The following is a 24,874-nucleotide window of genomic DNA, read 5'->3' as shown; positions in this document are numbered from 1 at the left end:
ATGAGCATCACGGATACGACTCTTGCCGAAGCGGAGATCCTGCTGGCCCAGCCACGCGGGTTCTGCGCCGGCGTCGACCGGGCGATCGAGATCGTCGAGCGGGCCATCAAGCTGTATGGCTCGCCGATCTACGTGCGTCACGAAATCGTCCATAACGCCTATGTGGTCGAAGACCTGCGCAAGAAGGGAGCGATCTTCATCGAGAACCTGGACGAAGTGCCGGCGGGCAACACGGTGATCTTCAGCGCGCATGGCGTGTCGAAGGCCGTGCGCTCGGAGGCCGAGTCGCGCGGGCTGCGGGTGTACGACGCCACCTGTCCGCTCGTGACCAAGGTGCATATCGAAGTCGCGAAGATGCGCCAGGACGGTTTCGACATCGTGATGATCGGCCACAAGGGCCACCCGGAAGTCGAAGGCACGATGGGCCAGGCGGCCGAGGGCATGCATCTGGTCGAGGACATCGAGGATGTGCAGGCATTGCAGCTCGCCGATCCGGAGCGGATCGCCTTCGTCACGCAAACCACGCTGTCGGTCGACGACGCCGCCGAAATCATCGGCGCGCTGAAGGCCAAGTACCCGTCCATCCGTGAGCCGAAGAAGCAGGACATCTGCTACGCCACGCAGAATCGCCATGGACGCAGTGAAGTTCATGGCGCCGCAGTGCGACGTCGTGATCGTCGTCGGCAGTCCGAACAGCTCGAATTCGAACCGCTTGCGCGAACTCGCCGAGAAGCTCGGCGTGCCAGCCTATATGGTCGATTCGCCCGATCAGATCGATCCGGTTTGGGTCGAGGGCAAGCGCCGCATTGGCGTGACCGCCGGTGCGTCGGCGCCGGAGGTGCTGGCGCAGGCGGTGATCGCGCGTTTGCGCGAACTGGGTGTGCGCAACGTGCGCGCGCTCGAGGGCATCGAGGAAAACATCGCGTTTCCGCTGCCACGCGGGCTCGGTCTGCCAGCCTGACAATCCGTTAGCTACACTGAAAGGAAAGCGCGCCCGTGGGCGCGCTTTTTTTATGCCCGTGCCCCGACGAACCTCCGATTAAATTAAGTGCCACATCGAATGACCGGTCAACTTTCGGTGGTCTCGCGCACAAATTATTTTGAATTGTGATCGGGGCTTTTATCGATTTTGGCGCGATGCGTCCCCGTTTTAAGCTCGCAAAAGCCTTAAGACAGATTGATCATGCACTGAATTGGTGAAATTTACCGAGCGCGCGCTAAGTGGTCATGCCCGACGCAAAGCCCGGCCTATCCGGGATTCGCGCCGATCGCCCGCAACACTTGATGCCAGCGGGTTCGGCGCCGGTGCAACTGGTGCACGAAAACGGATCGCAACCAGGTTGCGCCTTTTAACGGATTTTGCTCTCAAAATCAGGTTGCAATGCAGGAAAACCCCACCGGTTCAACAATATTGCCACCCGCATAATTGGAGTTACAATGCGCGCGTTCTCAAGGCCTTGAGGTCCTGGACAGTGGATTTTGCAAGGCGCAGGAGACCTTACTTGATGCGAGTCAAATTTGCTTACGCCGTGTCCATCGCGGCCACGGTTGCGATGCTGACCGCGTGCGGCAAGAAACAGGATGGCGAAGCGGGAACGGGCGCATCGGCGGCCTCGGCCGCGGCGGTTGCCGCCGCGAGCGAAGCGACTATCGTGAAGATCGGTCATGCGGCTCCGTTGACGGGCGGCATCGCGCACCTGGGCAAGGACAACGAAAATGGGGCGCGCCTCGCGGTCGAAGAAATCAATGCGCAGGGTTTGACGATCGACGGTCGCAAGATCCAGCTGCAACTCGACGCGCAGGACGATGCGGCGGACCCGAAAACCGGCACCGCCGTCGCGCAGAAGCTGGTCGACGATCACGTGGTCGCGGTGATCGGACACCTGAACTCCGGGGTTTCGATTCCGGCGTCGAAGATCTATAGCGACGCGAGCATCGTCGAGATCTCGCCGTCGTCGACGAATCCGGCCTATACGCAGCAAGGGTTCAAGACGACCTATCGGGTGGTCGCGACCGACGCGCAGCAGGGTCCGGCGCTCGCCAATTACGCGACAAAGGCGCTGGGCGCCAAACGCATCGCGGTCGTGGACGATGCGACCGCCTACGGCAAAGGTCTCGCGGACGAGTTCACGAAGACCGCCGAGGCGAGCGGCGCGAAGATCGTCGCGCGGGAGGCGACGAGCGACAAGGCCACGGATTTCCGGGCCATTCTCACGAAGATCAAGAGTGTTCAGCCGGACGCCATCATGTTCGGCGGCATGGACGCGACGGGCGGGCCGTTTACGAAGCAGGCGGCGGCGCTCGGTATCAGGGCAAAAATCCTTGGCGGCGACGGTGTGTGTACCGACAAGGTAGGTGAGCTGGCGGGTACCGCCGTGCAAAACCTGGTCTGTTCGGAAGCAGGACTCGCGCTTTCGAAAATGACCAATGGAGCGGACTTCGAAAAGAAGTACGAGGACCGCTTCCACACGCCGGTGCAGATTTACGCGCCGTTCACGTATGACGCTGTGTACGTGATCGTCGATGCAATGAAGCGCGCTAATTCTATCGAGGCGCCCAAGGTGCTGGCTGCGATGCCTTCGACCGATTACAACGGGGTAATCGGCCACATCGCGTTCGACGACAAGGGTGATTTGAAAGAGGGCGCCATTACGCTTTACGACTTCAAGGACGGCAAGAAAGCAGTGCTCGACGTCGTAAAGATGTGATGACGGGAAGTTCGGCCTGACGGCACCGACACCATCCAACGGTGCCGTTTTTGCATCCGCCCAAGGTGAGCTCGCGACCGCATCACGGTCGTCAGGGCAAGCCGGCAACGGATAACCCTTACCGGTCTTTTACATCAGTACCCGCAGTGCCGTTGAGATTCGTAGCGCATCACCGCCCACCGGCAGATGAAAAACGCGAATCCAGTCGCACGGGCTAAGGAGCATTAAATGGATATCTTCATCCAGCAGATCATCAATGGACTGGTGCTTGGCAGTGTCTACGCCATCATCGCACTGGGCTATACGATGGTTTACGGCATTCTGGGCATCATCAACTTCGCCCACGGCGACGTGTTGATGGTGGGCGCGATGGTTGCGCTCTCCGCCATAGGTGTGCTGCAGAACCACTTCCCCGGCCTCGGCAATGTGCTGACGCTCGTGATCGCGTTGATCATCGCGGCGGCGGTCTGCGCGGTGGTCGGCTACACGATCGAGCGGGTCGCCTACCGGCCGTTGCGGCGTGCGCCGCGTCTCGCGCCGCTGATCACCGCGATCGGTGTATCGATTCTGCTGCAGACGCTCGCGATGATGATCTGGTCGCGCAATCCGCTGCCGTTCCCGCAGTTGTTGCCCACCGACCCGCTCAACGTGATCAAGGCCACCGACACGACGCCCGGCGCCGTGATCTCGATGACTGAAATCGTGATCATCGTGGCGGCGTTCCTCGTGATGGGCGGCCTCCTGCTGCTCGTGCACAAGACCAGGCTCGGCCGTGCGATGCGCGCGATCGCCGAGAACCCGAACGTCGCGAGTCTGATGGGTGTGAACCCGAATTTCGTGATTTCGGCGACCTTCATGATCGGCTCGGCGCTGGCTGCGCTCGCCGGCGTGATGATCGCGTCCGAATACGGCAACGCGCACTTCTACATGGGCTTCATCCCTGGCCTGAAGGCCTTTACCGCGGCGGTGCTCGGCGGTATCGGCAATCTCGGCGGCGCGATGGTCGGCGGCGTGCTCCTCGGCCTGATCGAGCAGTTGGGTGCCGGCTATATCGGCGACCTCACGGGCGGCGTGTTCGGCAGTAACTACCAGGACGTGTTCGCGTTCATCGTGCTGATCGTCGTGCTGGTGTTCCGTCCGTCGGGTCTGCTCGGCGAACGTGTCGCGGATCGCGCCTGATCCCGGGCCACAAGGAGTCAACAATCATGACCTCAATTCAACCGATCGAGCCGTCCACGACGCTCATCCCCGAAAAGAACCGCACGAAGACGCTGACTATCGGTATTCTCACGGCGATCTTCGTGATCGCCGCGCCGATGGTCATCGGCGCCGCGGGCGGCAACTACTGGGTCCGCGTGCTCGACTTCGCGATGCTGTACGTGATGCTCGCGCTGGGCCTGAACGTGGTGGTCGGCTTTGCCGGCCTGCTGGACCTGGGCTACATCGCGTTCTACGCGATCGGCGCCTACACGGCCGCGCTGCTGAGCTCACCGCACCTCGCGACGCAATTCGAGTGGATCGCGCATCTCGCGCCGAACGGCATCCATGTGCCGATCTGGATCATCGCGCCGATCGCGATGGCGCTCGCCGCGATGTTCGGGATTCTGCTCGGTGCGCCGACACTGCGTCTGCGTGGCGACTACCTCGCGATCGTGACCCTCGGCTTCGGGGAAATCGTGCGGATCTTCATGAACAACCTCGACCGTCCGGTGAACATCACCAACGGCCCGAAGGGGATCACCGGGATCGATCCGGTGTCCGTCGGCGGCTTCAGCCTCGCGCAGACACACTCGCTGTTCGGCATGCAGTTTCCGTCGGTGTACCTGTACTACTACCTGTTCGTGCTGTGCGCGCTGTTCGTGATCTGGACCTGTACGCGTCTGCAGCATTCGCGGATCGGCCGCGCGTGGGCCGCGATCCGCGAAGACGAAATCGCCGCCAAGGCGATGGGCATCAATACCCGTAACGTGAAGCTGCTTGCGTTCGCGATGGGCGCGTCGTTCGGCGGCCTGTCGGGCGCCATGTTCGGCTCGTTCCAGGGTTTCGTGTCGCCGGAATCGTTCACGTTCTGGGAATCGGTCGTGGTGCTCGCCTGCGTGGTGCTCGGCGGCATGGGCCACATTCCGGGCGTGATCCTCGGCGCGGTGCTGCTCGCGGTGTTCCCCGAGTTCCTGCGCTCGACGATGGGTCCGCTGCAGAACATGATCTTCGGCCATGAAATCGTCGATACCGAAGTGATCCGTCAGTTGCTGTACGGCCTCGCGATGGTCGTGATCATGCTGTACCGCTCGGAAGGCCTGTGGCCCGCGCCGAAGCACGAAGACAGGATTGCGAAGCTGGCGAAGCGTGGCGGCAAGAAGCCGGTGCGCGCATAAGGTCCGGTGGAGAAAAAGACATGAGCGATAACGTAAGCAACAACGCAGCGATCCGTCTGTCGGTGAAGGGCGTCAACAAGCGCTTCGGCGGCCTTCAGGCGCTTTCCGAGGTCGGCCTGCAGATCCGCGCGGGCGAGATCTACGGCCTGATCGGCCCGAACGGCGCCGGCAAGACCACCTTCTTCAATGTGATCACGGGTCTGTACACGCCGGATTCAGGCGAGTTCAAGCTCGACGGCGAGAGCTACACGCCGACCGCGGTCTATCAGGTCGCGAAGGCGGGCATTGCGCGCACGTTCCAGAACATCCGTCTGTTCGGCGGCATGACCGCGCTCGAAAACGTGATGGTCGGTCGTCATGTGCGCACGAAGCACGGTCTGCTCGGCGCGGTGTTCCAGACGCCGGCCGAACGCCAGGAAGAGCGCGAGATCAAGGAGCGCGCGCTCGAACTGCTCGACTACGTCGGCATTACGCAGTACGCGGACTATACGTCGCGCAACCTGTCGTATGGCCACCAGCGGCGGCTCGAAATCGCGCGTGCGCTGGCGACCGATCCGAAGCTGCTCGCGCTCGACGAACCGGCGGCCGGCATGAACGCCACCGAGAAGGTCGAGCTGACCAGGCTGCTCGACAAGATCCGTGCGGACGGCAAGACGATTCTGCTGATCGAACACGACGTGAAGCTCGTGATGGGTCTGTGCAATCAGATGACGGTGCTCGACTACGGCAAGGTGATTGCGCAAGGTCTGCCGCAGGACGTGCAGAAGGATGCGAAGGTGATCGAAGCTTATCTGGGTGCGGGGGTCCACTGATGTCCACGACGCAAGCAATGTTGAAAATCAAGGGCCTGCAGGTCAACTACGGTGGCATCCAGGCGGTCAAGGGTGTCGACCTCGAGGTCGGGCAGGGCGAACTCGTCACGCTGATCGGCGCGAACGGCGCGGGCAAAACCACGACGATGAAGGCGATCACCGGCCTGAAGGCGTATGCGGCCGGCGACATCGAGTACATGGGTCAGTCGATCAAGGGCCTGCCCGCGCATGAGCTTCTGAAGCGCGGTCTCGCGATGGTGCCGGAAGGGCGCGGCATTTTCGCGCGCATGTCGATCGTCGAGAACATGCAGATGGGTGCGTATCTGCGCAACGATACCGACGCCATCAAGTCGGACGTCGAGCGCATGTTCGGCTTCTTTCCGCGTCTGAAGGAGCGTGCATCGCAATACGCGGGCACGCTGTCGGGCGGCGAGCAGCAGATGCTCGCGATGGCACGCGCGATCATCTCGCGGCCCAAACTGCTGCTGCTCGACGAACCGTCGATGGGTCTGTCGCCGATCATGGTCGAGAAGATCTTCGAAGTGGTGCGCCTGATTTCCTCTGAAGGCATGACCGTGCTGCTCGTCGAGCAGAACGCGCGGCTCGCGCTGCAGGCGGCGAATCGCGGCTACGTGATGGACTCCGGTTTGATCACGATGTCGGGCGACGCGAAGCAGATGCTCGACGATCCGAAGGTTCGGGCCGCGTATTTGGGCGAATGAGTGGGCGAATAGTTGGACGTATGCCCTTTGCGCACACGTCCGGCTTGCAACGCGCCCCGCGATGCAATGTCGCGGGGCGCGTTTTATTTTTCTGGTTGAGACGTGAATTAAGGGAGTCGCCCGATAACCGAACTGATTTCGTCTTTTGTGAACGCACGCAGCGTTTGCGAGCGGACATTGCCGGCCGAGCCGAGTGCGAAGCCGAAGGCGAGGAAGCTCTGCTCGTCTGCCGCTTCGACGACCGAGACAACGTCGTATGCCCCTAACGTCCAGTAGATCTGCTTCATCTCGCAGCCAAAAGATTTCGCCATTTCCGCCGCCTGCCCGGCTCGCTCTGCACTGTTCTTGATCGTGCGGATACCCTGATCCGTAAATTGCAGGAGCACCACATAAGTCGCCATGAAGATTCCCCTTAGGATTCCAACGCGTTGGGACTCAGACGCATGAGCCGCCCCCGGGGGGAAAGGGTCGCGATTCGCCGCAAACCTGTCTTTCCAGCGCCGGCGTCGTCTCGTGCGTAAACGATTTTAGGCAATCCGACTGCTCGCCATCTGCTATTTGTCCGAATCCGCCGATATGTGCGCTGCTTGCGGGAGAACCATTGAAAAAGCCGCATGCGTCAAGCAACGCATGCGGCTTTCTTTAATCAGGCGTACGACGCGAATCAACTGGCCGGGGCCGCGTCGGCGTATTGGCCGAGCCGCTTGCCGAGGCTGATCACCGCATCGGTGCGATACCCGAGCGCATCGTAGAACGCCCGTATTTCAGCCGTTGCCGACGACAGTACCTGCAGGTTCAGCTTCGGACAACCAAGCTTCGTCAACTCGCTCTCGACGTGCGCGACGAGCCGCGTGCCGATGCCATGACGTCGCAGCGGTGCGTCGACCGCGAGCGAATACAGCCAGCCGCGGTGTCCATCATAGCCGCCCATTACGGTGCCGACGATGCGTCCATCGAGCACCGCGACGAAGAACAGCTCCGGTTGCGTCGCGAGCTTGTTGGCGATCGACAGACGCGGGTCGCGCTGCGGTCGCGTCACGTCGCGATGCTCGGGAAACACGTCCTGCCATAGCGCAATCACGGCTTCGGTATCGGTCGCGTCGAAGCGGCGGATCGACAGCGTCGTGTTCGTCGTCATTGGTGCGCTCCGTGGTTGATTACAGCGAGTCGAGAACCGAGCGCAGCATCGCCAGCATCTGGTCGATTTCTGCGGTCGTCACGTTAAGCGCCGGCATGAAGCGCAGCAGGTTCGGACGCGCGGCGTTCAGCAGCACGCCGTCGGGTTGCATGTCGCGCGCCTTCTCGACAATCTGGTTGCCGATGTCCTTGCCGAGCAGCAGCGCGCGCAGCAGACCCTCGCCGCGCTCGCCCTTGAAGCCGCGCTCCTCGGACAGTTCGAGCAGCTTCGTGCGCAGATATTCGCCGCGCGAGCGCACGCCTTCGAGGAAGCCCGGCGCCGTCAGCTGCGAGATCACCGAGTAGCCGACCGCGGTCATCAGCGGATTGCCGTTGTAGGTGCCGCCCTGATCGCCCGCTTCGAACACGGCGATTTCCGCCTTCGACAGCAGCGCCGCGAGCGGCACGCCGCCGCCGATGCCTTTGCCGAGCGTCATGATGTCCGGCTCGATGCCCGACAGCTGATACGCGAACAGCGTGCCGGCGCGACCACAGCCGCTTTGCACTTCGTCGACGATCAGCAAGATGTTGTGTTGTTTCGTCAGCTCGCGCAGTTGCTGCATGAATTCGCGGGTTGCGGGGATCACGCCGCCTTCGCCCTGGATCGGCTCGAGCATCACCGCGACGGTCTTTGCGTTGATCAGCTTTTCCACCGACGCGATGTCGTTCAGGTCCGCCTTCGGGAAGCCCGGCACCTGGGGCGCGTAGATCGTGTCCCAGCCCGGCTTGCCGCTGGCCGACATCGTCGCGAGCGTGCGGCCGTGGAAGCTGTGGTCGAACGTGATGATCTCGAACGCGCTGTCCTTGAACTTCCTGCCCCACTTGCGCGCGAGCTTGATCGCGCCTTCGTTCGCCTCGGCGCCGCTATTCGCGAAGAACACCTTGTCGAAGCAACTGTGCTGCGTGAGCAGGCTCGCGAGCTTCGCCATCGGCTCGTTGTAGAACGCCGGCGACGGGTTGATCAGCAGCTTGGCCTGCTGGTTCAGCGCTTCGATCATGCCGTCGTTGCAGTGGCCGAGGCTATTGACCGCCCAGCCCTGAATGAAATCCAGGTAGCGCTTGCCGTTGTTGTCGTAAATCCACGAGCCTTTGCCGTGCGTGAAAACGATTTCAGGTCGGTTCGTGATGTACATCAGCGAATCGATTGGATACTCATTGAAATTCATGACGGCAGGCTCCAGGCAAAAGGGTAAGAGCGGGGTGAAGAAACGGTGACGGTTTGGCCAATAAAAACGGCGGCCGGAAAAACAGAAAAGCCACGGCATGCCGTGGCTTTCATGATTCGAACAGCTTGCGCCCAGGTTTTGTGTGGCGCGAGTCCGTGACGAAGCCAGCGGCGTCCCTAAGGGAGCGGCGAGCGGCGACGTCGGAATTCGGACTGGATGCGGTTCATGCGCGAAAGAATACGATAAGAAAAGCGCTGGTGTAAACCATGAATTTGCACTGGCGCTGCATCGGGGGGAATTTGCCGCCGTGCAATCAGACCGCGTTCGCGAGATCGGCCGCGCTGGTGAACGAGTCCGCGTAGAACTCGTCTTCCGGCAACTGGTGATGCTGCGTGAAGTCGCGCAGCGCCGATTCGACCATCACCGGCGCGCCGCATGCATATACCTGGTAGGCCGACAGATCGGGCAGATCCTCGATCACCGCCCGATGCACGAAGCCCGTGCGGCCCGTCCATGCGTCGCCCGCATCGGGCTCGGAGAGCACCGGCACGAACTTGAAGTTCGGAATCTCGCGCGCCCATTGCTCGGCGAGTTCGAGCAGATACAGGTCTTTCTTGCGGCGCGCGCCCCAGTAAAGCGTCATGGGGCGCGTCATGTTCTTGAACACCGCATGCTCGACGATCGCCTTCAGCGGCGCGAAGCCGGTGCCCGACGCGAGCAGCACGATCGGCTTGTCCGAGTCTTCGCGCAGGAAGAACGTGCCGAGCGGCGCTTCGAAGCGCAGGATGTCGCGCTCCTTCATCGTGTTGAACACATGGTCGGTGAACGCACCACCGGGCATGTGGCGGATGTGCAGCTCGACCGGGCCTTCGACGTGCGGCGCGCTCGCCATCGAATAGCTGCGGCGCTTGCCGTCCTTCAGGATGAATTCGAGGTACTGGCCGGCCAGATATTGCAGACGTTCGTTGGCGGGCAGTTGCAGCTTCACGACGATCACGTCGTCGGCCTTGCGCTCGATCGCGTTCACGCGGCACGGCAGCTTCTTGACCTGCACATCGCCGACGCCGGCCACTTCGCGGATGTCGACTTCGAGATCGGAGCACGCGCTCGCGCAGCACAGAAGCGCCATGCCGCGCGTCTTTTCGTCGTTCGACAGCGCCGACGACGAGTGCGCGCGCTGTTCGACCTCGCCGCTCACGACCGTGCCTTTGCACGAACCGCACGCGCCGTTCTTGCAGCCGTACGGCAGGCCGATGCCTTGACGCAGCGCTGCGGAGAGCACCGGTTCGTCCTGTTCTACCTGAAACTGCCGGCCGGTTTGCCGGAGCGTGACGTTAAATGCCATAAAGTGTTCGGAATCGAAAATTCGGAATCGTAATCGGACCCGCCGGATCAACCGCGCGGTACCTGTTGCGTGTGACCGCTACAATGCGCCCACCATGAAAGCGACACGAAACTTCCGCCGGCCGCGCGTGCTGATCGTAGGATGCGGCGACGTCGGCATGCGCTGCGTGCCCCTGTTGCGGCCGCGCGCGCGTATCTTCGCGTTGACGAGCCATGCCGCGCGCTGCGATGAGTTGCGCGCCGCGGGCGTGATGCCGCTCGTCGGCGATCTCGACGAGCGCGGCAGCCTCAAACGGCTCGCGCGCCTCGCGCCGACGGTGCTGCATCTCGCGCCGCCGCAGAAGTCCGGCGACGACGATCGACGCACTCGCGCGCTGCTTGCGACGTTAGGTGCCGCGGGCCGCATGAACGCTTGCGCGGCGAGGTCGTCCGTCGCGCCGATCGCGCGGTTGCGCCGTGCGCGCGCTTCAGGTCTGGACGCTGAAACACCCGATATTCTACCCGATGGGGTGCGCCGGACCGGCGCTTCGCGCGCACCGGTGCGCATCGTTTACGCGAGCACGACGGGCGTCTACGGCGATTGCGGCGGCGCGTGGATCGACGAAACGCGCGCGCCGCGGCCCGCGAATGCGCGCGCCAAACGTCGCGTGTCGGCCGAGCGGCAGTTGCGGCGCGCGACGGCGCGCGGCAGCGTCGCCACGAGCATCGCGCGGATCCCGGGCATCTATGCGCGCAACCGTCTGCCGCTCGCGCGGCTCGAAAGAGGCACGCCGGCGCTCGTCGACGCCGACGACGTCTACACGAATCACATCCACGCCGACGACCTCGCCGCGATCCTCGTGCGTCTCGCCACGCATGGCCGGCCCGCGCGCGCACTGCACGCGTCCGACGATTCGTCGCTGAAAATGGGGGAGTATTTCGACGCGGTCGCCGATGCGTTCGGGCTCGCGCGCCCGCCGCGCATCACGAGAGAGCAGGCGGAGCAGCAGATCGATCCGCTGCTGCTGTCGTTCATGCGCGAGTCGCGCCGGCTCGTGAACCGGCGTCTGAAGGAGGAATTGCGGGTACGTCTGCGCTATCCGAGCGTCGAGGATTTTTTGCGCGAGGCGAACGGGAAACGCGGCTAGGCCGGCAGCAGAAACAAAATACCGCCCTGCGAGGGCGGAGTTCCCCGCAAAGCGTTTCCGCCGCACCGCATCAATGCGCCGCGCAAAACGAGCCGCGCGGTCCAATCGGCATCAGGTCAGCGCAGGCAGCACTTCCAGCAACAGGAAGCACAGCATGCCGCCGATCAATGCGCCGATCAGATTCGGATGGTACTTGTGCCGCAGCCGCATGATGACCAGCAATCCGCCGACCAGCAGCAGCGCAAGGCAGATAAACGAGATCATCGCGTGCGAAAACGCCATCGTGCCGTCGATTTGCATGGCGCCCCTCCTTGAAACCTTTGTAGTCGTTTGTTTAGACGAGTATAGGGCGACATGTAAGCAACGGCATGCTGCAACGCAACGGCCTATGTTCGGTGCACCGCAATGCGCGCGGGCTTTCTCCGGCGCATCAAGGGCTTAGGCGGGCCCTCGTTGCGGCTAGTCGTTTACCCGGCCCGCAGCGCGGCAAGACCCGTTTCGTCGAGCCATTGCCATGCGCCGGGCGCGAGCGCCGCGGGAAGCGCGAGCCCACCGATCCGTTCGCGATGCAGCGCCTCGCAGCGGTTGCCCGAGGCCGCGATCATCCGCTTGACCTGGTGGTATTTGCCTTCGAGCACGGTGAGCGCGAGCGTGTGAGTGTCGCGCGCCTGGGCGTCGAGTGCGGCGCTCGCTTTCGTTTCGCCGTGCAGCAGCACGCCGTCGCGCAGCACGGCGAGCTGCGCGTCGTCGAGCGGATGGCGCGTGGTCGCGACGTAGAGCTTCGGCACCTTGCGTTTCGGCGACGTGAACTGATGCACGAACTTGCCGTCGTCGGAGAGCAGCAGGAGGCCCGTGGTGTCCTGATCGAGACGGCCGACGCACTGCACGCCGCGCTCGGCGAACTGCGGCGGCAGCAGGCTGAACACGCTCAGATGATGCTGCGGATCGCGCGAGCATTCGTAGCCGATGGGCTTGTTCAGCAGCAGATACGCATGCTCGCGATACGGCCATTCGACGCCGTCGACGCTAAAACGCAACGCGCCGCCATCAACAGCGAAATCGGCGTCGGCATCGGTGCAAATCGCACCGTCGACGCTGACGCGGCCGTCGCCGATCAGCGCACGGCATTGGCGGCGCGAACCGAAACCTTGAGTAAAGAGAATGCTTTCGAGATTCATGGCGAGCGAAGAATAACACCGCAAGAAGCGGAGCGCCCCGCAAGTCCCAAGCGCCGACGATGAATGCCTCACGTCAAACCTCGGGAGTGCATCGATGTCCGCCACGTCTTCCCCTTCGTCGTCTTCGCCGTCCGATGCGCAACGTCTGCCCCGCGCATTCCAGCGCCTCGCGTGGTCGAACCTGTGCGCGCAATCGGCGGAGCAGATCAGCCTCGCCGCCGCACCGCTCGTCGCGGTGTTCGCGCTCGGCGCCGACGCGCGCGATACCGGTCTGCTGCAAACCGCGCAGACGCTGCCGTTCCTGTTGCTGTCGATGCCGCTCGGCGTCTGGGCCGACCGCCGCTCGCGCCGCGTGCTGATGACGCTCGCCGAGAGCGTGCGGGTCTGCGCGATGCTGTGCGTGCTGCTGCTGGTGCTCACGCATGCGCTGAACCTGCCACTGCTCGCCGCGCTCGGCTTCGTCGCCGCGACGGGTACGGTCGCCTACAACGTTGCGGCGCCGTCGCTGGTGCCGTCGATCGTGCCGCGCGACGCCTATGCGAGCGCGAACGGCCGGCTCGAACTCGCGCGCAGCGTCGCGTATTCGGCGGGGCCGGCGCTGGGCGGCGTGCTGGTCGGCTGGATCGGCGCGGGCTGGGCGTATGGCGGCGCGGCGATGTTGTCGGCGTTCGCGGTCGCGTTGCTGGCGGGATTGCGCGAGCCGCCGCGCGCGGCCGCGCCGCGGCGGCACTTCATGCTGGAGCTGCGCGACGGCACGCGCTTCGTGCTGCGCGATCCGTTGCTGCTGCCGATGCTGCTGACCGCCGTGTTCTTCAATCTCGGCTTCTTCATCCTGCAGGCGGTCTATGTGCCTTACGCGGTGCATCGGCTGGGGCTCAATGCCTCGGCGGTCGGCGTGACGCTCGGCGCGTACGGGGTCGGCATGGTCTGCGGCGCGCTCGCCGCGCCCGCGGTCGCGCGGCGTCTCGCATTCGGCCGTCTGCTGATCGTCGGACCGTCGTGCGGGCTGCTCGCGTCGCTCGTGATGGTGGCGACGCTGATCGTCCCATCGTTCTGGCTCGCGCTCGCGAGCTTCTTCCTGCTCGGCGCGGGACCAATCCTGTGGGTCGTCGGCTCGACCACGCTGCGTCAGGCGATCACGCCCGAACGGATGATCGGCCGCGTGTCCGCGCTGATCAGCACCGCCACCTACGGCGCGCGGCCGGTGGGCGCGCTGCTCGGCGCCGCGCTCAGCGCGCGCTGGAGCATCGACGTGTGTCTGGTCGCGGCGTCGCTCGCGTTCGTCGTGCAGGCGCTGATCATCGTGATGTCGCCGGCGGCGCGGCTGCTGGGCATTCCCGAACAGAGCGCGGCGGCGTGCTGAGCGGCGGAGCGCGGCACGCGGTGAAGCCACCCGTCGCGCCGATGAAAATGGATTTTCATCGGGGGTGCGGCACGGCGTGGATGCTGAACTCCATTGTCTGAAGACCTTCGGTCGGTGAAAACCCTCGAAATAATGAAAATGAATTTTTTTCTGCGTGTGTTTCATGTAAATATAATTTCATCCAGTTCACATAGAACAACCGCGCCTGTCCGCCCGCATGATCCATCACCCGTCCGCCGTGTCGAACTCCGCCGAGCAGGCCATTGCCGCGCGCATCACCGCCGCGATGCCGACGCTCACGCCAATCCACCAGCGCATGGGCGAGTACGTGCTGGCCCATCTGTTCCGCGCGGCGACGATGCGTATCGACGAGCTCGCGAGCGTGGTCGGCGCGTCGGTCGCGAGCGCGAATCGCTTTGCGCGCGCGCTCGGCTTCGACGGTTATCCGCAGTTTCGCGAGGCGCTCGTGCGTGGCTTCGAGGCGACGCTCGCGCCGGTCGAGCGGCTGCGCAGCGCGCAGGAAACGCTCGCGGCCGGTGACGATCTGATCGACGCGTCGCTCGAGCAGGCCGCCAACAATCTGCACGCAACGCGTACGTCGATCGATCGCGCGACCGCCGACGCCGCCGTCGACGCGATCATCGCCGCGCGTCGCGTATTCGTGATCGGCTTCGGCGCCAGCGCGTTTCTCGCGAGCCTGATGGAGCACGGACTGCTGCCGTATCACGACAACGTGCATTCGCTGGCGCTGAGCGGCGGGCCGTCGCATGCGGCGCGGCACCTCGTGGGTTCGGGCCCGGGCGATCTCGTGATCGGCATCGCGTTTCCGCGCTATGTCGAGGACACGATCGAGCTCGCGCGCCGCGCCTCCGAACGCGGCGCGCGCGTGCTCGCGCTCACCGACGGTCCGCGCTCGCCGCTCGTGCGGTTCGCGGACCTGGCGCTGTATGTCCGCACCGACCGGCGTCTCGCGTCGAATGCCGATTCGGCCGTGCTCGCGGTCATCGAGGCGTTGTGCGACGCGGTCGCGTATCGCGCGCAACGCTCGGTCAAGGCGGCCGCCGAGGTCAGCGAGTTCGTGCTGCCGTGGCTGTTCGATCCGCAGTCGGGCGCGGCCGGCGCCGCGCAGGAGCCGGCGCGCGCCCTGAGCAAAGCCGCGCGCGCGAGGGCTGCAAGGCTAAAACACAGCGACGGCGCAAAGGCCGACAGTATCCAAGCCAGAAGCACGAAAGCCAGGGATGCCGAAGCAAAAGCCATCACAGCACCCCGCACTCCCCGAACCACCCGCACTCCACGATCCAAACGATGAACTCCAACGCAGTCATTGCCATTCACGGCGGGGCAGGGACGATCCTGCGCACGTCGATGTCGGCCAGCGCCGAAAGCGGATATCACGCGGCGCTCAACGCGGTGCTGAGCGCTGGCCAGCGCGTGCTCGCCGACGGCGGCAGCGCGCTCGACGCGGTCAGCGAAGCGGTGCGGCTGCTCGAAGACTGCGCGCTCTTCAATGCGGGCCACGGCGCGGTCTACACGGCGGCCGGCACGCACGAGCTCGACGCCGCGATCATGGACGGCCGCACGCTCGACGCGGGCGCGATCTGTTGCGTGACGCGCGTGCGCAATCCGATTCTTGCCGCGCGCCGCGTGCTCGAGCGCAGCGACCACGTGCTGTTCACCGGTGAAGGCGCGGAAGCGTTCGCGGCCGCGCAGGGGCTCGAGTTCGTCGACAACAGCTACTTCGATACCGACGCGCGCTATCGCCAATGGCAACTGGCCCGTGAGCAGCAGCGTCCGATGCTCGATCACGACGCCGCGACGCTCGCGTCCACGGCTTCGAGCAGCGACGACCCGACGCCGCACGAGCCGATCGATCCGAATCGCAAGTTCGGCACCGTCGGCGCAGTCGCGCTCGACCGCCACGGGCATCTCGCCGCGGCGACCTCGACGGGCGGCGTGACCAACAAGCAGGTGGGCCGCGTCGGCGATACGCCGCTGATCGGCGCGGGCTGCTACGCGGACGACGCGACCTGCGCGGTATCGACCACCGGCGCGGGCGAAATGTTCATGCGTATGGTCGCCGCCTACGACGTGGCCGCGCAGATGGCCTATCGCCAGGTGTCGCTCGAAGAAGCCGCGCACGAAGTCGTGATGAACCGCTTGCCGAAGATCGACGGACGCGGCGGCCTCGTCGCCGTCGACGCGCGGGGCAACGTCACGCTGCCGTTCAATACCGAGGGTATGTACCGCGGTTTCGCGCGGCTCGGCGAAGCGCCGGTGACGGCGATCTATCGCTAGCCGCTGGCGCGTGTCGCCACCTGCCTGAGACCCCGTTAGCCGTGTTCGAATTCAAAGCAAAGGAACCACCGTGCCGACTTCCTCGCACACCGCCAGCCCGCTTATCGAGACCCTGCCGCCGCAGCGCGTGCTCGCGGTCGACGATCTGACGGTCGCGTTCCGCCGCGGCGACTCGACCTTCAACGCGGTGCGCAATCTGTCGTTCACGGTCGAGCGCGGCGAGACGCTCGCGATCGTCGGCGAATCGGGCTCCGGCAAGTCGGTCACGTCGCTGGCGCTGATGCGGCTGATCGAGCATGGCGGCGGCCGTCTTGCCGGCGGCAGCATCGCATTCCGGGGGCGCGACGGCAGCGTGCTCGATCTCGCGAAGGCGTCGTCCGGCACGATGCGCACGGTGCGCGGCGCCGACATCGCGATGATCTTCCAGGAGCCGATGACCTCGCTCAATCCGGTCTTCACGGTCGGCGATCAGATCAGCGAGGCGATCGCGCTGCACCAGGGCAAGAGCCGCGAGGCCGCGCGCGCCGAAACCTTGCGTCTGCTCGAGATCGTGCGGATTCCCGAGGCAAGGCGCGTCGCGGCGCGTTACCCGCATCAGCTGTCGGGCGGCATGCGCCAGCGCGTGATGATTGCGATGGCGTTGTCGTGCAAGCCCGCGCTGCTGATCGCCGATGAACCGACCACCGCCCTCGACGTCACGATCCAGGCGCAGATCCTGCAACTGATTCGCGGCTTGCAGGACGAGATGAACATGGGCGTGATCTTCATCACGCACGACATGGGCGTGGTCGCCGAAGTGGCCGACCGCGTGCTCGTCATGTATCGCGGCGAGAAGGTCGAGGAGGGCGCGTCGGACACGCTGTTCGCCGCACCGTCGCATCCGTACACGAAGGCGCTGCTCGCGGCGGTGCCGCGGCTCGGCTCGATGCACGGCACCGATCAGCCCGCGCGCTTTCCGATCCTGAGCGTCGAGCAGGCCGGTGCGAACGGCGCCGATGCCGCGGTGCAGCCGGCGGCGGCTGTCGCCGAAGAAGCGCAGCCGCTGGTGCGCGACGACACGCCGCCGATCCTGCGCGTGCGCGATCTGGTCACGCGCTTTCCGGTCCGTAGCGGCCTGTTCGGCCGTATGACGGGCCGTGTGCATGCGGTCGAAAAAGTCAGCTTCGATCTGCGGCCCGGCGAAACGCTCGCGCTGGTCGGCGAGTCGGGCTGCGGCAAGTCGACCACGGGCCGCTCGCTGCTGAGGCTCGTCGAAAGTCAGAGTGGCTCGATCGAATTCGCTGGCAAGGAAATCAGCTCGCTGACCGGGCCCGCGTTGCAGGCGCTGCGCCGCGATATCCAGTTTATTTTCCAGGACCCGTTCGCGTCGTTGAATCCGCGCTTGACCGTCGGCTTCTCGATCATGGAGCCGCTGCTCGTGCATGGCGTCGCGCAGGGTGGACAAGCGCAGGCGCGCGTCGCGTGGCTGCTCGAGAAAGTCGGTTTGCCGGCCGAGGCCGCGCGCCGCTATCCGCATGAGTTTTCGGGCGGGCAGCGTCAGCGTATCGCGATTGCTCGCGCGCTCGCGCTGAATCCGAAGGTCGTGATCGCCGACGAATCGGTGTCCGCGCTCGACGTCTCCGTGCAGGCGCAGATCGTCAATCTGATGCTCGACCTGCAGCGCGAGCTCGGTGTCGCGTATCTGTTCATTTCGCACGACATGGCGGTGGTCGAGCGGGTCAGCCATCGCGTCGCGGTGATGTATCTCGGCCAGATCGTCGAGATCGGTCCGCGTCGCGCGGTGTTCGAGGCGCCGCAGCATCCGTACACGAAGAAGCTGATGAGCGCGGTGCCGGTCGCCGATCCCGCGCGCCGGCACGCGAAACGCATGCTCGCCGCCGACGATATTCCGAGCCCGATCCGCGCGCTGCACGACGAGCCGGTCGTCGCGCCGCTCGTCGCGGTGGGCCCGGATCATTTCGTCGCGCAGCATCGCGTCGGCGGCGCTTATTGAGCGAAGCGCCGCATCGCGTTAAAGCAAAAAGACCCGAAGCAAAACCCGCAGCACCCGCAGCCGAAGCACAAGCCAACCATAACGACCCTGTCACACCCTTAACTCGCAGCCTGGAGCAATCTCATGAACCTGCTGTTCCCGTCCTCTCCGTTTCGTTTGCGCGCGCTCGTCAGCGGCGGCGCGGTGGTGTTCGCGACGCTCGCGGGCAATCTGGCGCACGCCGAAACGACGGCCGTGATGGCCGTGGCGTCGACCTTCACGTCGCTCGATCCGTACGACGCGAACGACACGCTGTCGCAGGCGGTCGCGAAATCGTTCTATCAGGGGCTGTTCGGCTTCGACAAGGACATGAAGCTCGTCAACGTGCTCGCCGACAGCTATGAGGCGAGCCCCGACGCGCGCGTCTATACGATCAAGCTGCGCCATGGCGTGAAGTTCCAGGACGGCACCGACTTCAATGCGGCCGCCGTGAAGGCGAACTTCGACCGCGTGACCGATCCGGCCAACAAGCTGAAGCGCTACAACATGTTCAGCCGCATCGAGAAAACGGAAGTGGTCGATCCGTACACGGTGCGCGTCACGCTGAAAACGCCGTTCTCGGCGTTCATCAACGTGCTCGCGCATCCGTCGGCGGTGATGATCTCGCCGGATGCGCTGAAGAAGTACGGCAAGGACATCGCGTTTCATCCTGTTGGCACAGGCCCGTTCGAACTCGTGAAGTGGGACCCGGCCGGCGACCTGACCGTGAAGAAGTTCGCCGGCTACTGGAAGAAGGGTTATCCGAAGATCGATGCGATCGACTGGAAGCCGGTCGTCGACAACAACACGCGCGCCGCGCTGATCCGCACCGGCGAAGCGGACTTCGCGTTCCAGGTGCCGTTCGAGCAGGCCGCGCAACTGCAGTCGAGCCCGAAGGTCGATCTGATCGCGGCGCCGTCGATCATCGAGCGCTACATCAGCATGAACATGAACCAGAAGCCGTTCGACAACCCGAAGGTGCGTGAGGCGCTGAATTACGCGGTCAACAAGGAAGCGCTGACGAAGGTCGCGTTCGCCGGGTACGCGACGCCGGCCGACGGCGTCGTGCCGCAGGGCGTCGACTATGCGGTCAAGCTCGGACCCTGGCCGTACGATCCCGCGAAGGCGCGCGAACTGCTGAAGGAAGCGGGCTATCCGAACGGCTTCGAAACGACGCTGTGGTCCGCGTATAACTACTCGACCGCGCAGAAGGTGATCCAGTTCGTGCAGCAGCAACTCGCGCAGGTCGGCATCAAGGCCAGCGTCGAGGCGCTCGAAGCGGGTCAGCGCGTCGCCAAGGTCGAAAGCGCGCAGGATCCGGCGACCGCGCCGGTGCGGATGTACTACGCGGGCTGGTCGTCGTCGACCGGCGAGGCGGACTGGGCGATCAGCCCGCTGCTCGCGGGCTACTCGATTCCGCCGAAGATGGTCAACACGTCGTACTACAAGAACGACGCGGTCGACAACGATCTGAAGCAGGCGCTCGAAACGACCGACCGCACGCAGAAGGCCGCGCTCTACACCGACGCGCAGAAGCGCATCTGGGCCGACGCGCCGTGGATCTTCCTCGTCAAGGAGAAGGTCGTGTATGCGCGCAGCAAGCGTCTGTCGGGCGCTTACGTCGCGCCGGACGGCTCGTTCAACTTCGACGAGATCGCGATCAAGTGATGAGCTGACGAGGCGGCATGCGCAGGCGGCGGTTCACCCAGCCCGCCGCCGCGCCGCCGCCGCACACGAGTCCTCGTTGCCCGCCTGATTTGCCGCTCATTTGCCAGATTGGTCTCATGCTGAACTTCCTCGTCAAACGTCTGCTAGGCCTGCTGCCGACGCTCTTCATCGTCGCCGTGCTGGTGTTCCTGTTCGTGCATCTGCTGCCGGGCGATCCGGCGCGGCTCGCCGCCGGTCCCGAAGCGGACGAGGCGACCGTGGCCCTCGTGCGCTCCGACCTCGGGCTCGACAAGCCGCTGCCGCAGCAGTTCGTCCGTTTCTTCTGGCGGATGGCGCATGGCGACTTCGGCGTTTCGACGCGCAGCAAGCGGCCGGTGAGCCAGGAGATCGCGGAGCGCTTCTTCCCGACGTTGTGGCTGACGATCGCGAGCATGGTGTGGGCGGTCGTGATCGGCATGGCGATCGGCATCGCCTCGGCGGTGTGGCGCAACCGCTGGCCGGACCGCCTGGGCATGACGCTCGCGGTGTCGGGCATTTCGTTTCCGGCGTTCGCGCTCGGCATGCTGCTGATGCAGATTTTCTCGGTGCAACTCGGCTGGCTGCCGATCGTCGGCGACGGTTCGTGGCGCAGCTACGTGCTGCCGTCGCTGACGCTCGGCGCGGCGGTCGCGGCCGTGATGGCGCGCTTCACGCGGGCCTCGTTCGTCGAGGTGCTGCACGAGGACTTCGTGCGCACCGCGCGCGCGAAGGGCGTGCCCGAGCGGCTCGTGATCATCAAGCACTGCCTGCGCAACGCGCTGATTCCCGTCGTCACGATGATGGGGTTGCAGTTCGGCTTTCTGCTCGGCGGCTCGATCGTCGTCGAAGTGGTGTTCAACTGGCCGGGCCTCGGCCGATTGCTCGTCGATGCGGTGTCGATGCGCGACTATCCGATCATTCAGGCCGAGGTGCTGTTGTTCTCGCTCGAATTCATCATCATCAACCTGATCGTCGACGTGCTGTACGCGGTGATCAACCCGACCATCCGTTTCAAGTGAGGTCCGCATGAGCACCACTGCCACCGGGCCGAATGCGGCCACTCCCGCTGCCGTCGAACGCGCGATCCGCACACCGTGGAGCGAGTTCTGGCGCAAGTTTCGCAAGCAGCATGTCGCGCTGGCCGCCGGCGTGTTCGTGCTGCTGCTGATCGTGGTCGCGATCATCGCGCCGCATATCGTGCCGTACGACCCCGAGAACTTCTTCGACTACGACGCGCTGAACGCGGGGCCGTCGGCCGCGCACTGGTTCGGCGTCGATTCGCTGGGCCGCGATATCTTCAGCCGAATCCTCGTCGGCTCGCGTATTTCGCTCGAGGCAGGCTTTCTGTCCGTTGCGATCGGCGCGGTGATCGGCACGTTCTTCGGTCTGCTTGCCGGTTACTACGAGGGCTGGTGGGATCGCATCACGATGCGCGTGGCCGACGTGCTGTTCGCGTTCCCCGGCATTCTGCTCGCGATCGGCGTGGTCGCGATTCTCGGCAACGGCATGATCAACGTGATCTGCGCCGTGGCGATCTTCAGCATTCCGGCATTCGCGCGGCTCGTGCGCGGCAATACGCTGATGCTCAAGCAGCTCACCTATATCGAAGCGGCGCGCAGCATCGGCGCGTCGGACTGGACGATCATGGCGCGGCACATTCTGCCGGGCACGATTTCATCGGTCGTCGTGTACCTGACGATGCGCATCGGCACGTCGATCATCACGGCGGCGAGCCTATCGTTTCTCGGCTTGGGCGCGCAGCCGCCGACGCCCGAGTGGGGCGCGATGCTCAACGAAGCTCGCGCCGACATGGTGACCGCGCCGCATATCGCGCTGTTTCCGAGCCTCGCTATCTTCCTGACCGTGCTCGCGTTCAACCTGCTCGGCGACGGTCTGCGCGATGCGCTCGATCCGAAGCTGGATCGGCCATGAGCATGAGCAACCATCATTCGGCTGAGCGCACGCCGCATCTCGGCACGTTGCCGACCGGAGCGCTCGGCACGATCGCCGACGTGGACGGCGTCAGCGTCGGTCATTGCACGCTTGCCGAAGGCGCGCTGCAAACCGGCGTGACCGTGATCCGGCCGCATCGCGGCGATCCGTTCGTCGACAAGGTGCCGGCCGCCGCGTCGGTGATCAACGGCTTCGGCAAGAGCATCGGGCTCGTGCAGCTCGACGAACTCGGCACGCTGGAGACGCCGATCGCGCTGACCAACACCTTCGGCGTCGGTACGGTCGCGCAGGCGCAGATCCGCGCGGCGATTCGCGCGAATCCGCGCATCGGCCGCGAATGGTCGACGCTCAATCCGCTCGTGTTCGAATGCAACGACGGCTACCTGAACGACATTCAGGCGCTTGCCGTGACCGAACAGCATTTCACCGAAGCATTCGACGCGGCAAGCGCCGATGTCGCGAGCGGTGCCCTCGGCGCGGGGCGCGGCATGTCGTGTTTCGATCTGAAGGGCGGCATCGGCACTGCGTCGCGCGTGTCCAGTGCGGCGGGCCGCGACTACACCGTTGGCGCGCTCGTGCTTGCCAACTTCGGCCGTCTGCCGATGCTGACGATCGACGGCACGCCGCTCGGCCGCATTCTGGCCGAACGCGCGGCCGTCGCTGAGGCGGCGAATGCTGCCAGTGCCGCTGCTAATGCGACCCCCGAGCAACCCGAGCAAGGCTCGATCATCATGATCGTCGCGACCGATGCGCCGCTCGACGCGCGCCAGCTGAAACGCCTGTCGTTGCGCGCGGCGGCCGGTCTCGCGCGCACCGGCTCGGTGTACGGCCACGGCAGCGGCGATATCGCGCTGGCGTTTTCGACCGCGTACACGGTGCCGCACGGCGCGGACTTCGTCGCGCTGCCGCCGCTGGTCGCGGATCACTGTATGGACCCGCTGTTTCGCGCCTGCGCCGACAGCGTCGAGCAGGCGATCGTCGATGCATTGTGGAGCGCCGAGTCGATCACCGGTCGCGACGGTCATCGGCGGCTGTCGCTGCGCGACAGCGTGCCGGACCTTGCCCACCTGCTGAGGAATTCCGCGCGATGAAAGTCCTGATCTCCACCGACATCGAAGGCATCGCCGGCGTGTTCCATGCCGAGCAGACCCGCGCGGGCAACGGCGAATACGAAGCCGCGCGACGCTGGATGACGCTCGAAGCCAACGCGGCCGTCGAAGGCGCGTTCGCGGGCGGCGCGACCGACGTGTGGGTCAATGATTCGCACGGCGGCTTTCGCAACCTGCTGCCCGATCTGCTCGATCCGCGCGCCCAGCTCGTGCTCGGCAAGCCGCGCACGCTCGGCATGATGGCCGGGCTCGAATACGGTGCGGCGCTGGTCTTCATGATCGGCTATCACGCGAAGGCGCAAGCGCGCGGCATCCTCGCGCACACGATCAACAGCTTCGCGTTCGCGCGCGTGGCGTTCAACGGCGTGGAGCTGGGCGAAGCGGGGCTGTACGGTGCGCTCGCCGAAGAATATGGCGCGCGTGTGGTGCTTTTATCGGGTGACGACGTGTTCGCCGAGGAAACCGCGCCGCGTTTTCCCGGCGCGCGTTTCGTCGTCACGAAGACCGCGACCGGGCAAGCAAGCGGCGTCACGCAGTCGCCCGCGAGCGTGCGCGAGGCGCTGCGGGCCGCCGCGCGCGACGTGGTCCGTCAGCATGTCGAAGCGGGCCGCGCGCCTGCCGCGACGCGCGCGGAGCCGCGAACGATCGACTGCGAACTGCGCGTGCAAACGAGCGGGCTCGCCGATCTGTTCTGCCAATGGCCGACGCTCACGCGCGTGGACGGCGTGACGTTGCGCTTCAGTGCGGCGTCGGCCGAGCATGCGGTGCGGATGCTGAACTGTCTGTCGGCGATGTCGTTCATGCTGCGCTGAGCCGCGCGGCGTCGAGCCGCCGGCCTACTGCTGCTGCCGGCTCAACTCGCGCGCCGCGTGATCGATCGCCTCCGCCACCGCCCCGGCGTGCGACACCGGCGCGAGATGGCTCGACGCGACCGGCACCACCTTCGCGCCGATGCGCGCGGCGATCATTCTCTGCAGATCGGGCGACACCGCGTGGTCTTTCGTCGTCAGCACGTACCACGACGGTTTGTCCTTCCAGCCGACCTGATCGACCGGTTCGTCGAATGCGCTCGCGGCGATCGGCACCTGCGCGGCGGCGAGCACGCGTGCGACGGTCTCGGGCACGTCGGCGGCGAGATCGGCGTGATAGCGCGCGCGGTCGATCCACAAAAACCCGTTCGCGTCCTTGCTGATGCTCTGGCCGGCCGGCATCGGCCCGCCGGCCTTCATCACGTCCATCGCCGATTCGTGCAGTTGCGGCGCAAGCGCGGCGACATACACGAGCCCGGCGACGTTCGGCGCGTTCGCGGCGACCTCGGTGATCACGACGCCGCCCCACGAGTGCCCGACCAGCAGCACCGGACCGTTCTCGCGATCGAGCACGCGGCGGGTCGCGGCGACGTCGTCGGCGAGCGAGGTCAGCGGGTTCTGCACCGAGCTCACGTGATAACCCTTTTGCTGCAGCTTCGCGACCACGCCGTTCCAGCTCGATCCGTCGACGAACGCGCCATGCACGAGCACGATGTTGCGCACCGGGCCGCCGAGCGCGGCGGCAGGCGGCTTGCTGGCAGTAGCGGGGGCAGGCGCTGGCGCAGGCTGGCCGCTTGCCTGCGACGCGGCGTCATCGGCCGTTTGCTGGGCGGCGGGCACCGTCTGCGCGAGCGCGGACGTACTGACGCCCGCGAAACAGAGGCACAACACGGCGGCGCAAAGCAGACGTTTGGGCAACATATTGAAGCTCCGCGGCGTGAAAAGTGGACTTCGGCAACATACCCGGGCGCCATCCCCGTGACAATCACAATCCGCGCGCTTGAGTGCGGCGCAGAACGAAGCGGGCGGCTCCGAATGTC

At 65.1% G+C, this 24,874-nt stretch carries 22 protein-coding genes and 1 pseudogene; 16 read left to right on the top strand and 7 right to left on the bottom strand.

What is annotated here, in order from left to right:
- From ispH to OKW40_RS12690, 6 genes and pseudogenes are all read left to right on the top strand, one after another.
- A pseudogene (gene ispH, locus OKW40_RS12715) lies at positions 1 to 961 on the top strand (4-hydroxy-3-methylbut-2-enyl diphosphate reductase).
- A gap of 544 nt (positions 962 to 1,505) precedes the next feature.
- On the top strand, positions 1,506 to 2,708 hold the full coding sequence (locus tag OKW40_RS12710; protein WP_184058165.1) for a branched-chain amino acid ABC transporter substrate-binding protein: 1,203 nt from the start codon (positions 1,506 to 1,508) through the stop codon (positions 2,706 to 2,708).
- Positions 2,709 to 2,936: 228 nt separating this feature from the next.
- Positions 2,937 to 3,887 (top strand): branched-chain amino acid ABC transporter permease, encoded by a 951-nt coding sequence (locus OKW40_RS12705; protein WP_184051600.1) that lies wholly within the window; start codon positions 2,937 to 2,939, stop codon positions 3,885 to 3,887.
- Between the two features lie 26 nt (positions 3,888 to 3,913).
- Complete coding sequence (locus OKW40_RS12700) at positions 3,914 to 5,083, top strand: ABC transporter permease subunit (RefSeq protein ID WP_429404670.1); 1,170 nt, start codon at positions 3,914 to 3,916, stop codon at positions 5,081 to 5,083.
- Between the two features lie 20 nt (positions 5,084 to 5,103).
- Positions 5,104 to 5,895: an ABC transporter ATP-binding protein gene (locus OKW40_RS12695; protein ID WP_090801554.1), complete on the top strand. Its 792-nt coding sequence runs from the start codon at positions 5,104 to 5,106 to the stop codon at positions 5,893 to 5,895.
- A 17-nt stretch (positions 5,896 to 5,912) separates the two neighbouring features.
- Positions 5,913 to 6,617: an ABC transporter ATP-binding protein gene (locus OKW40_RS12690; RefSeq protein WP_409259243.1), complete on the top strand. Its 705-nt coding sequence runs from the start codon at positions 5,913 to 5,915 to the stop codon at positions 6,615 to 6,617.
- Between the two features lie 107 nt (positions 6,618 to 6,724).
- On the opposite strand, the gene OKW40_RS12685 is transcribed toward OKW40_RS12690, so the two are convergent.
- The 4 genes from OKW40_RS12685 to OKW40_RS12670 form a co-directional block, all read right to left on the bottom strand.
- Positions 6,725 to 7,018 carry a GYD domain-containing protein gene (locus tag OKW40_RS12685; RefSeq protein WP_018421572.1) on the bottom strand — a complete coding sequence of 98 codons (294 nt, stop codon included), beginning with the start codon at positions 7,016 to 7,018 and terminating at the stop codon, positions 6,725 to 6,727.
- Between the two features lie 263 nt (positions 7,019 to 7,281).
- Positions 7,282 to 7,755: a GNAT family acetyltransferase gene (locus tag OKW40_RS12680; protein ID WP_429490026.1), complete on the bottom strand. Its 474-nt coding sequence runs from the start codon at positions 7,753 to 7,755 to the stop codon at positions 7,282 to 7,284.
- A 19-nt stretch (positions 7,756 to 7,774) separates the two neighbouring features.
- A complete protein-coding gene (locus OKW40_RS12675; RefSeq protein WP_429490024.1) occupies positions 7,775 to 8,959 on the bottom strand; it encodes an acetylornithine transaminase in 1,185 nt (394 codons plus the stop codon).
- A 313-nt stretch (positions 8,960 to 9,272) separates the two neighbouring features.
- Positions 9,273 to 10,304: a CDP-6-deoxy-delta-3,4-glucoseen reductase gene (locus OKW40_RS12670; RefSeq protein WP_090801550.1), complete on the bottom strand. Its 1,032-nt coding sequence runs from the start codon at positions 10,302 to 10,304 to the stop codon at positions 9,273 to 9,275.
- Positions 10,305 to 10,398: 94 nt separating this feature from the next.
- Here OKW40_RS12670 and OKW40_RS12665 point away from each other — a divergent pair, with 94 nt between their 5' ends.
- Positions 10,399 to 11,430 carry an SDR family NAD(P)-dependent oxidoreductase gene (locus tag OKW40_RS12665; protein ID WP_429490022.1) on the top strand — a complete coding sequence of 344 codons (1,032 nt, stop codon included), beginning with the start codon at positions 10,399 to 10,401 and terminating at the stop codon, positions 11,428 to 11,430.
- A 111-nt stretch (positions 11,431 to 11,541) separates the two neighbouring features.
- On the opposite strand, the gene OKW40_RS12660 is transcribed toward OKW40_RS12665, so the two are convergent.
- Both OKW40_RS12660 and OKW40_RS12655 read right to left on the bottom strand, forming a co-directional pair.
- On the bottom strand, positions 11,542 to 11,730 hold the full coding sequence (locus OKW40_RS12660) for a hypothetical protein (protein ID WP_090801547.1): 189 nt from the start codon (positions 11,728 to 11,730) through the stop codon (positions 11,542 to 11,544).
- 167 nt (positions 11,731 to 11,897) lie between these two features.
- On the bottom strand, positions 11,898 to 12,608 hold the full coding sequence (locus OKW40_RS12655) for a pseudouridine synthase (RefSeq protein ID WP_429490020.1): 711 nt from the start codon (positions 12,606 to 12,608) through the stop codon (positions 11,898 to 11,900).
- 94 nt (positions 12,609 to 12,702) lie between these two features.
- On the opposite strand from OKW40_RS12655, the gene OKW40_RS12650 reads away from it, so the two are divergent.
- The 9 genes from OKW40_RS12650 to OKW40_RS12610 all read left to right on the top strand — a co-directional run bounded on the left by OKW40_RS12650 (position 12,703) and on the right by OKW40_RS12610 (position 23,837).
- Positions 12,703 to 13,971 carry an MFS transporter gene (locus tag OKW40_RS12650; protein ID WP_429490018.1) on the top strand — a complete coding sequence of 423 codons (1,269 nt, stop codon included), beginning with the start codon at positions 12,703 to 12,705 and terminating at the stop codon, positions 13,969 to 13,971.
- A gap of 217 nt (positions 13,972 to 14,188) precedes the next feature.
- Entirely contained in the window at positions 14,189 to 15,280 is a 1,092-nt protein-coding gene (locus tag OKW40_RS12645; protein ID WP_429490017.1) for a MurR/RpiR family transcriptional regulator, read from the top strand.
- Complete coding sequence (locus OKW40_RS12640) at positions 15,277 to 16,266, top strand: isoaspartyl peptidase/L-asparaginase family protein (protein ID WP_429490015.1); 990 nt, start codon at positions 15,277 to 15,279, stop codon at positions 16,264 to 16,266. Before OKW40_RS12645 ends, OKW40_RS12640 begins: the two co-directional genes overlap by 4 nt.
- 70 nt (positions 16,267 to 16,336) lie before the next feature.
- Positions 16,337 to 18,259 carry a dipeptide ABC transporter ATP-binding protein gene (locus tag OKW40_RS12635; protein ID WP_429490013.1) on the top strand — a complete coding sequence of 641 codons (1,923 nt, stop codon included), beginning with the start codon at positions 16,337 to 16,339 and terminating at the stop codon, positions 18,257 to 18,259.
- 123 nt (positions 18,260 to 18,382) lie between these two features.
- Entirely contained in the window at positions 18,383 to 19,945 is a 1,563-nt protein-coding gene (gene gsiB, locus OKW40_RS12630) for a glutathione ABC transporter substrate-binding protein GsiB (RefSeq protein WP_090801538.1), read from the top strand.
- A gap of 116 nt (positions 19,946 to 20,061) precedes the next feature.
- The gene (gsiC, locus tag OKW40_RS12625) at positions 20,062 to 20,982 is read left to right on the top strand and encodes a glutathione ABC transporter permease GsiC (RefSeq protein WP_090801536.1); all 921 of its coding nucleotides are present in this window, start codon (positions 20,062 to 20,064) and stop codon (positions 20,980 to 20,982) included.
- Between the two features lie 7 nt (positions 20,983 to 20,989).
- The gene (gene gsiD / locus OKW40_RS12620; RefSeq protein ID WP_429490012.1) at positions 20,990 to 21,895 is read left to right on the top strand and encodes a glutathione ABC transporter permease GsiD; all 906 of its coding nucleotides are present in this window, start codon (positions 20,990 to 20,992) and stop codon (positions 21,893 to 21,895) included.
- Positions 21,892 to 23,007, top strand: coding sequence for a P1 family peptidase (locus OKW40_RS12615; protein ID WP_429490010.1), 1,116 nt, complete (start codon positions 21,892 to 21,894; stop codon positions 23,005 to 23,007). Before gsiD ends, OKW40_RS12615 begins: the two co-directional genes overlap by 4 nt.
- A complete protein-coding gene (locus tag OKW40_RS12610) occupies positions 23,004 to 23,837 on the top strand; it encodes a M55 family metallopeptidase (protein WP_429490008.1) in 834 nt (277 codons plus the stop codon). The genes OKW40_RS12615 and OKW40_RS12610 overlap by 4 nt, the downstream gene beginning before the upstream one ends.
- Before the next feature lie 24 nt (positions 23,838 to 23,861).
- Here the strand turns inward: OKW40_RS12610 and OKW40_RS12605 are convergent, their stop codons facing one another.
- Complete coding sequence (locus OKW40_RS12605; protein ID WP_429490006.1) at positions 23,862 to 24,755, bottom strand: alpha/beta fold hydrolase; 894 nt, start codon at positions 24,753 to 24,755, stop codon at positions 23,862 to 23,864.
- Positions 24,756 to 24,874 lie beyond the last annotated feature (119 nt).

The sequence above is a fragment of the Paraburkholderia sp. RAU6.4a genome (assembly GCF_050435625.1).
In the GTDB taxonomy this organism is placed as follows: Bacteria; Pseudomonadota; Gammaproteobacteria; order Burkholderiales; family Burkholderiaceae; genus Paraburkholderia; species Paraburkholderia tuberum.
This window is presented reverse-complemented; position numbering and strand designations above follow the sequence as displayed.

Excerpts from the sequence above, each read along its gene's own strand:
- OKW40_RS12680 (WP_429490026.1), bottom strand. The coding sequence starts at position 7,755 with ATGACGACGAACACGACGCTGTCGATCCGCCGCTTCGACGCGACCGAT.
- OKW40_RS12645 (WP_429490017.1), top strand. The coding sequence starts at position 14,189 with ATGATCCATCACCCGTCCGCCGTGTCGAACTCCGCCGAGCAGGCCATT.
- OKW40_RS12615 (WP_429490010.1), top strand. The coding sequence starts at position 21,892 with ATGAGCATGAGCAACCATCATTCGGCTGAGCGCACGCCGCATCTCGGC.
- OKW40_RS12610 (WP_429490008.1), top strand. The coding sequence starts at position 23,004 with ATGAAAGTCCTGATCTCCACCGACATCGAAGGCATCGCCGGCGTGTTC.
- gsiC (WP_090801536.1), top strand. The coding sequence starts at position 20,062 with ATGCTGAACTTCCTCGTCAAACGTCTGCTAGGCCTGCTGCCGACGCTC.
- OKW40_RS12685 (WP_018421572.1), bottom strand. The coding sequence starts at position 7,018 with ATGGCGACTTATGTGGTGCTCCTGCAATTTACGGATCAGGGTATCCGC.
- OKW40_RS12670 (WP_090801550.1), bottom strand. The coding sequence starts at position 10,304 with ATGGCATTTAACGTCACGCTCCGGCAAACCGGCCGGCAGTTTCAGGTA.
- OKW40_RS12705 (WP_184051600.1), top strand. The coding sequence starts at position 2,937 with ATGGATATCTTCATCCAGCAGATCATCAATGGACTGGTGCTTGGCAGT.
- OKW40_RS12650 (WP_429490018.1), top strand. The coding sequence starts at position 12,703 with ATGTCCGCCACGTCTTCCCCTTCGTCGTCTTCGCCGTCCGATGCGCAA.
- OKW40_RS12695 (WP_090801554.1), top strand. The coding sequence starts at position 5,104 with ATGAGCGATAACGTAAGCAACAACGCAGCGATCCGTCTGTCGGTGAAG.
- OKW40_RS12605 (WP_429490006.1), bottom strand. The coding sequence starts at position 24,755 with ATGTTGCCCAAACGTCTGCTTTGCGCCGCCGTGTTGTGCCTCTGTTTC.
- gsiB (WP_090801538.1), top strand. The coding sequence starts at position 18,383 with ATGAACCTGCTGTTCCCGTCCTCTCCGTTTCGTTTGCGCGCGCTCGTC.
- OKW40_RS12690 (WP_409259243.1), top strand. The coding sequence starts at position 5,913 with ATGTTGAAAATCAAGGGCCTGCAGGTCAACTACGGTGGCATCCAGGCG.
- OKW40_RS12675 (WP_429490024.1), bottom strand. The coding sequence starts at position 8,959 with ATGAATTTCAATGAGTATCCAATCGATTCGCTGATGTACATCACGAAC.
- gsiD (WP_429490012.1), top strand. The coding sequence starts at position 20,990 with ATGAGCACCACTGCCACCGGGCCGAATGCGGCCACTCCCGCTGCCGTC.
- OKW40_RS12655 (WP_429490020.1), bottom strand. The coding sequence starts at position 12,608 with ATGAATCTCGAAAGCATTCTCTTTACTCAAGGTTTCGGTTCGCGCCGC.
- OKW40_RS12660 (WP_090801547.1), bottom strand. The coding sequence starts at position 11,730 with ATGCAAATCGACGGCACGATGGCGTTTTCGCACGCGATGATCTCGTTT.
- OKW40_RS12665 (WP_429490022.1), top strand. The coding sequence starts at position 10,399 with ATGAAAGCGACACGAAACTTCCGCCGGCCGCGCGTGCTGATCGTAGGA.
- OKW40_RS12710 (WP_184058165.1), top strand. The coding sequence starts at position 1,506 with ATGCGAGTCAAATTTGCTTACGCCGTGTCCATCGCGGCCACGGTTGCG.
- OKW40_RS12700 (WP_429404670.1), top strand. The coding sequence starts at position 3,914 with ATGACCTCAATTCAACCGATCGAGCCGTCCACGACGCTCATCCCCGAA.
- OKW40_RS12640 (WP_429490015.1), top strand. The coding sequence starts at position 15,277 with ATGAACTCCAACGCAGTCATTGCCATTCACGGCGGGGCAGGGACGATC.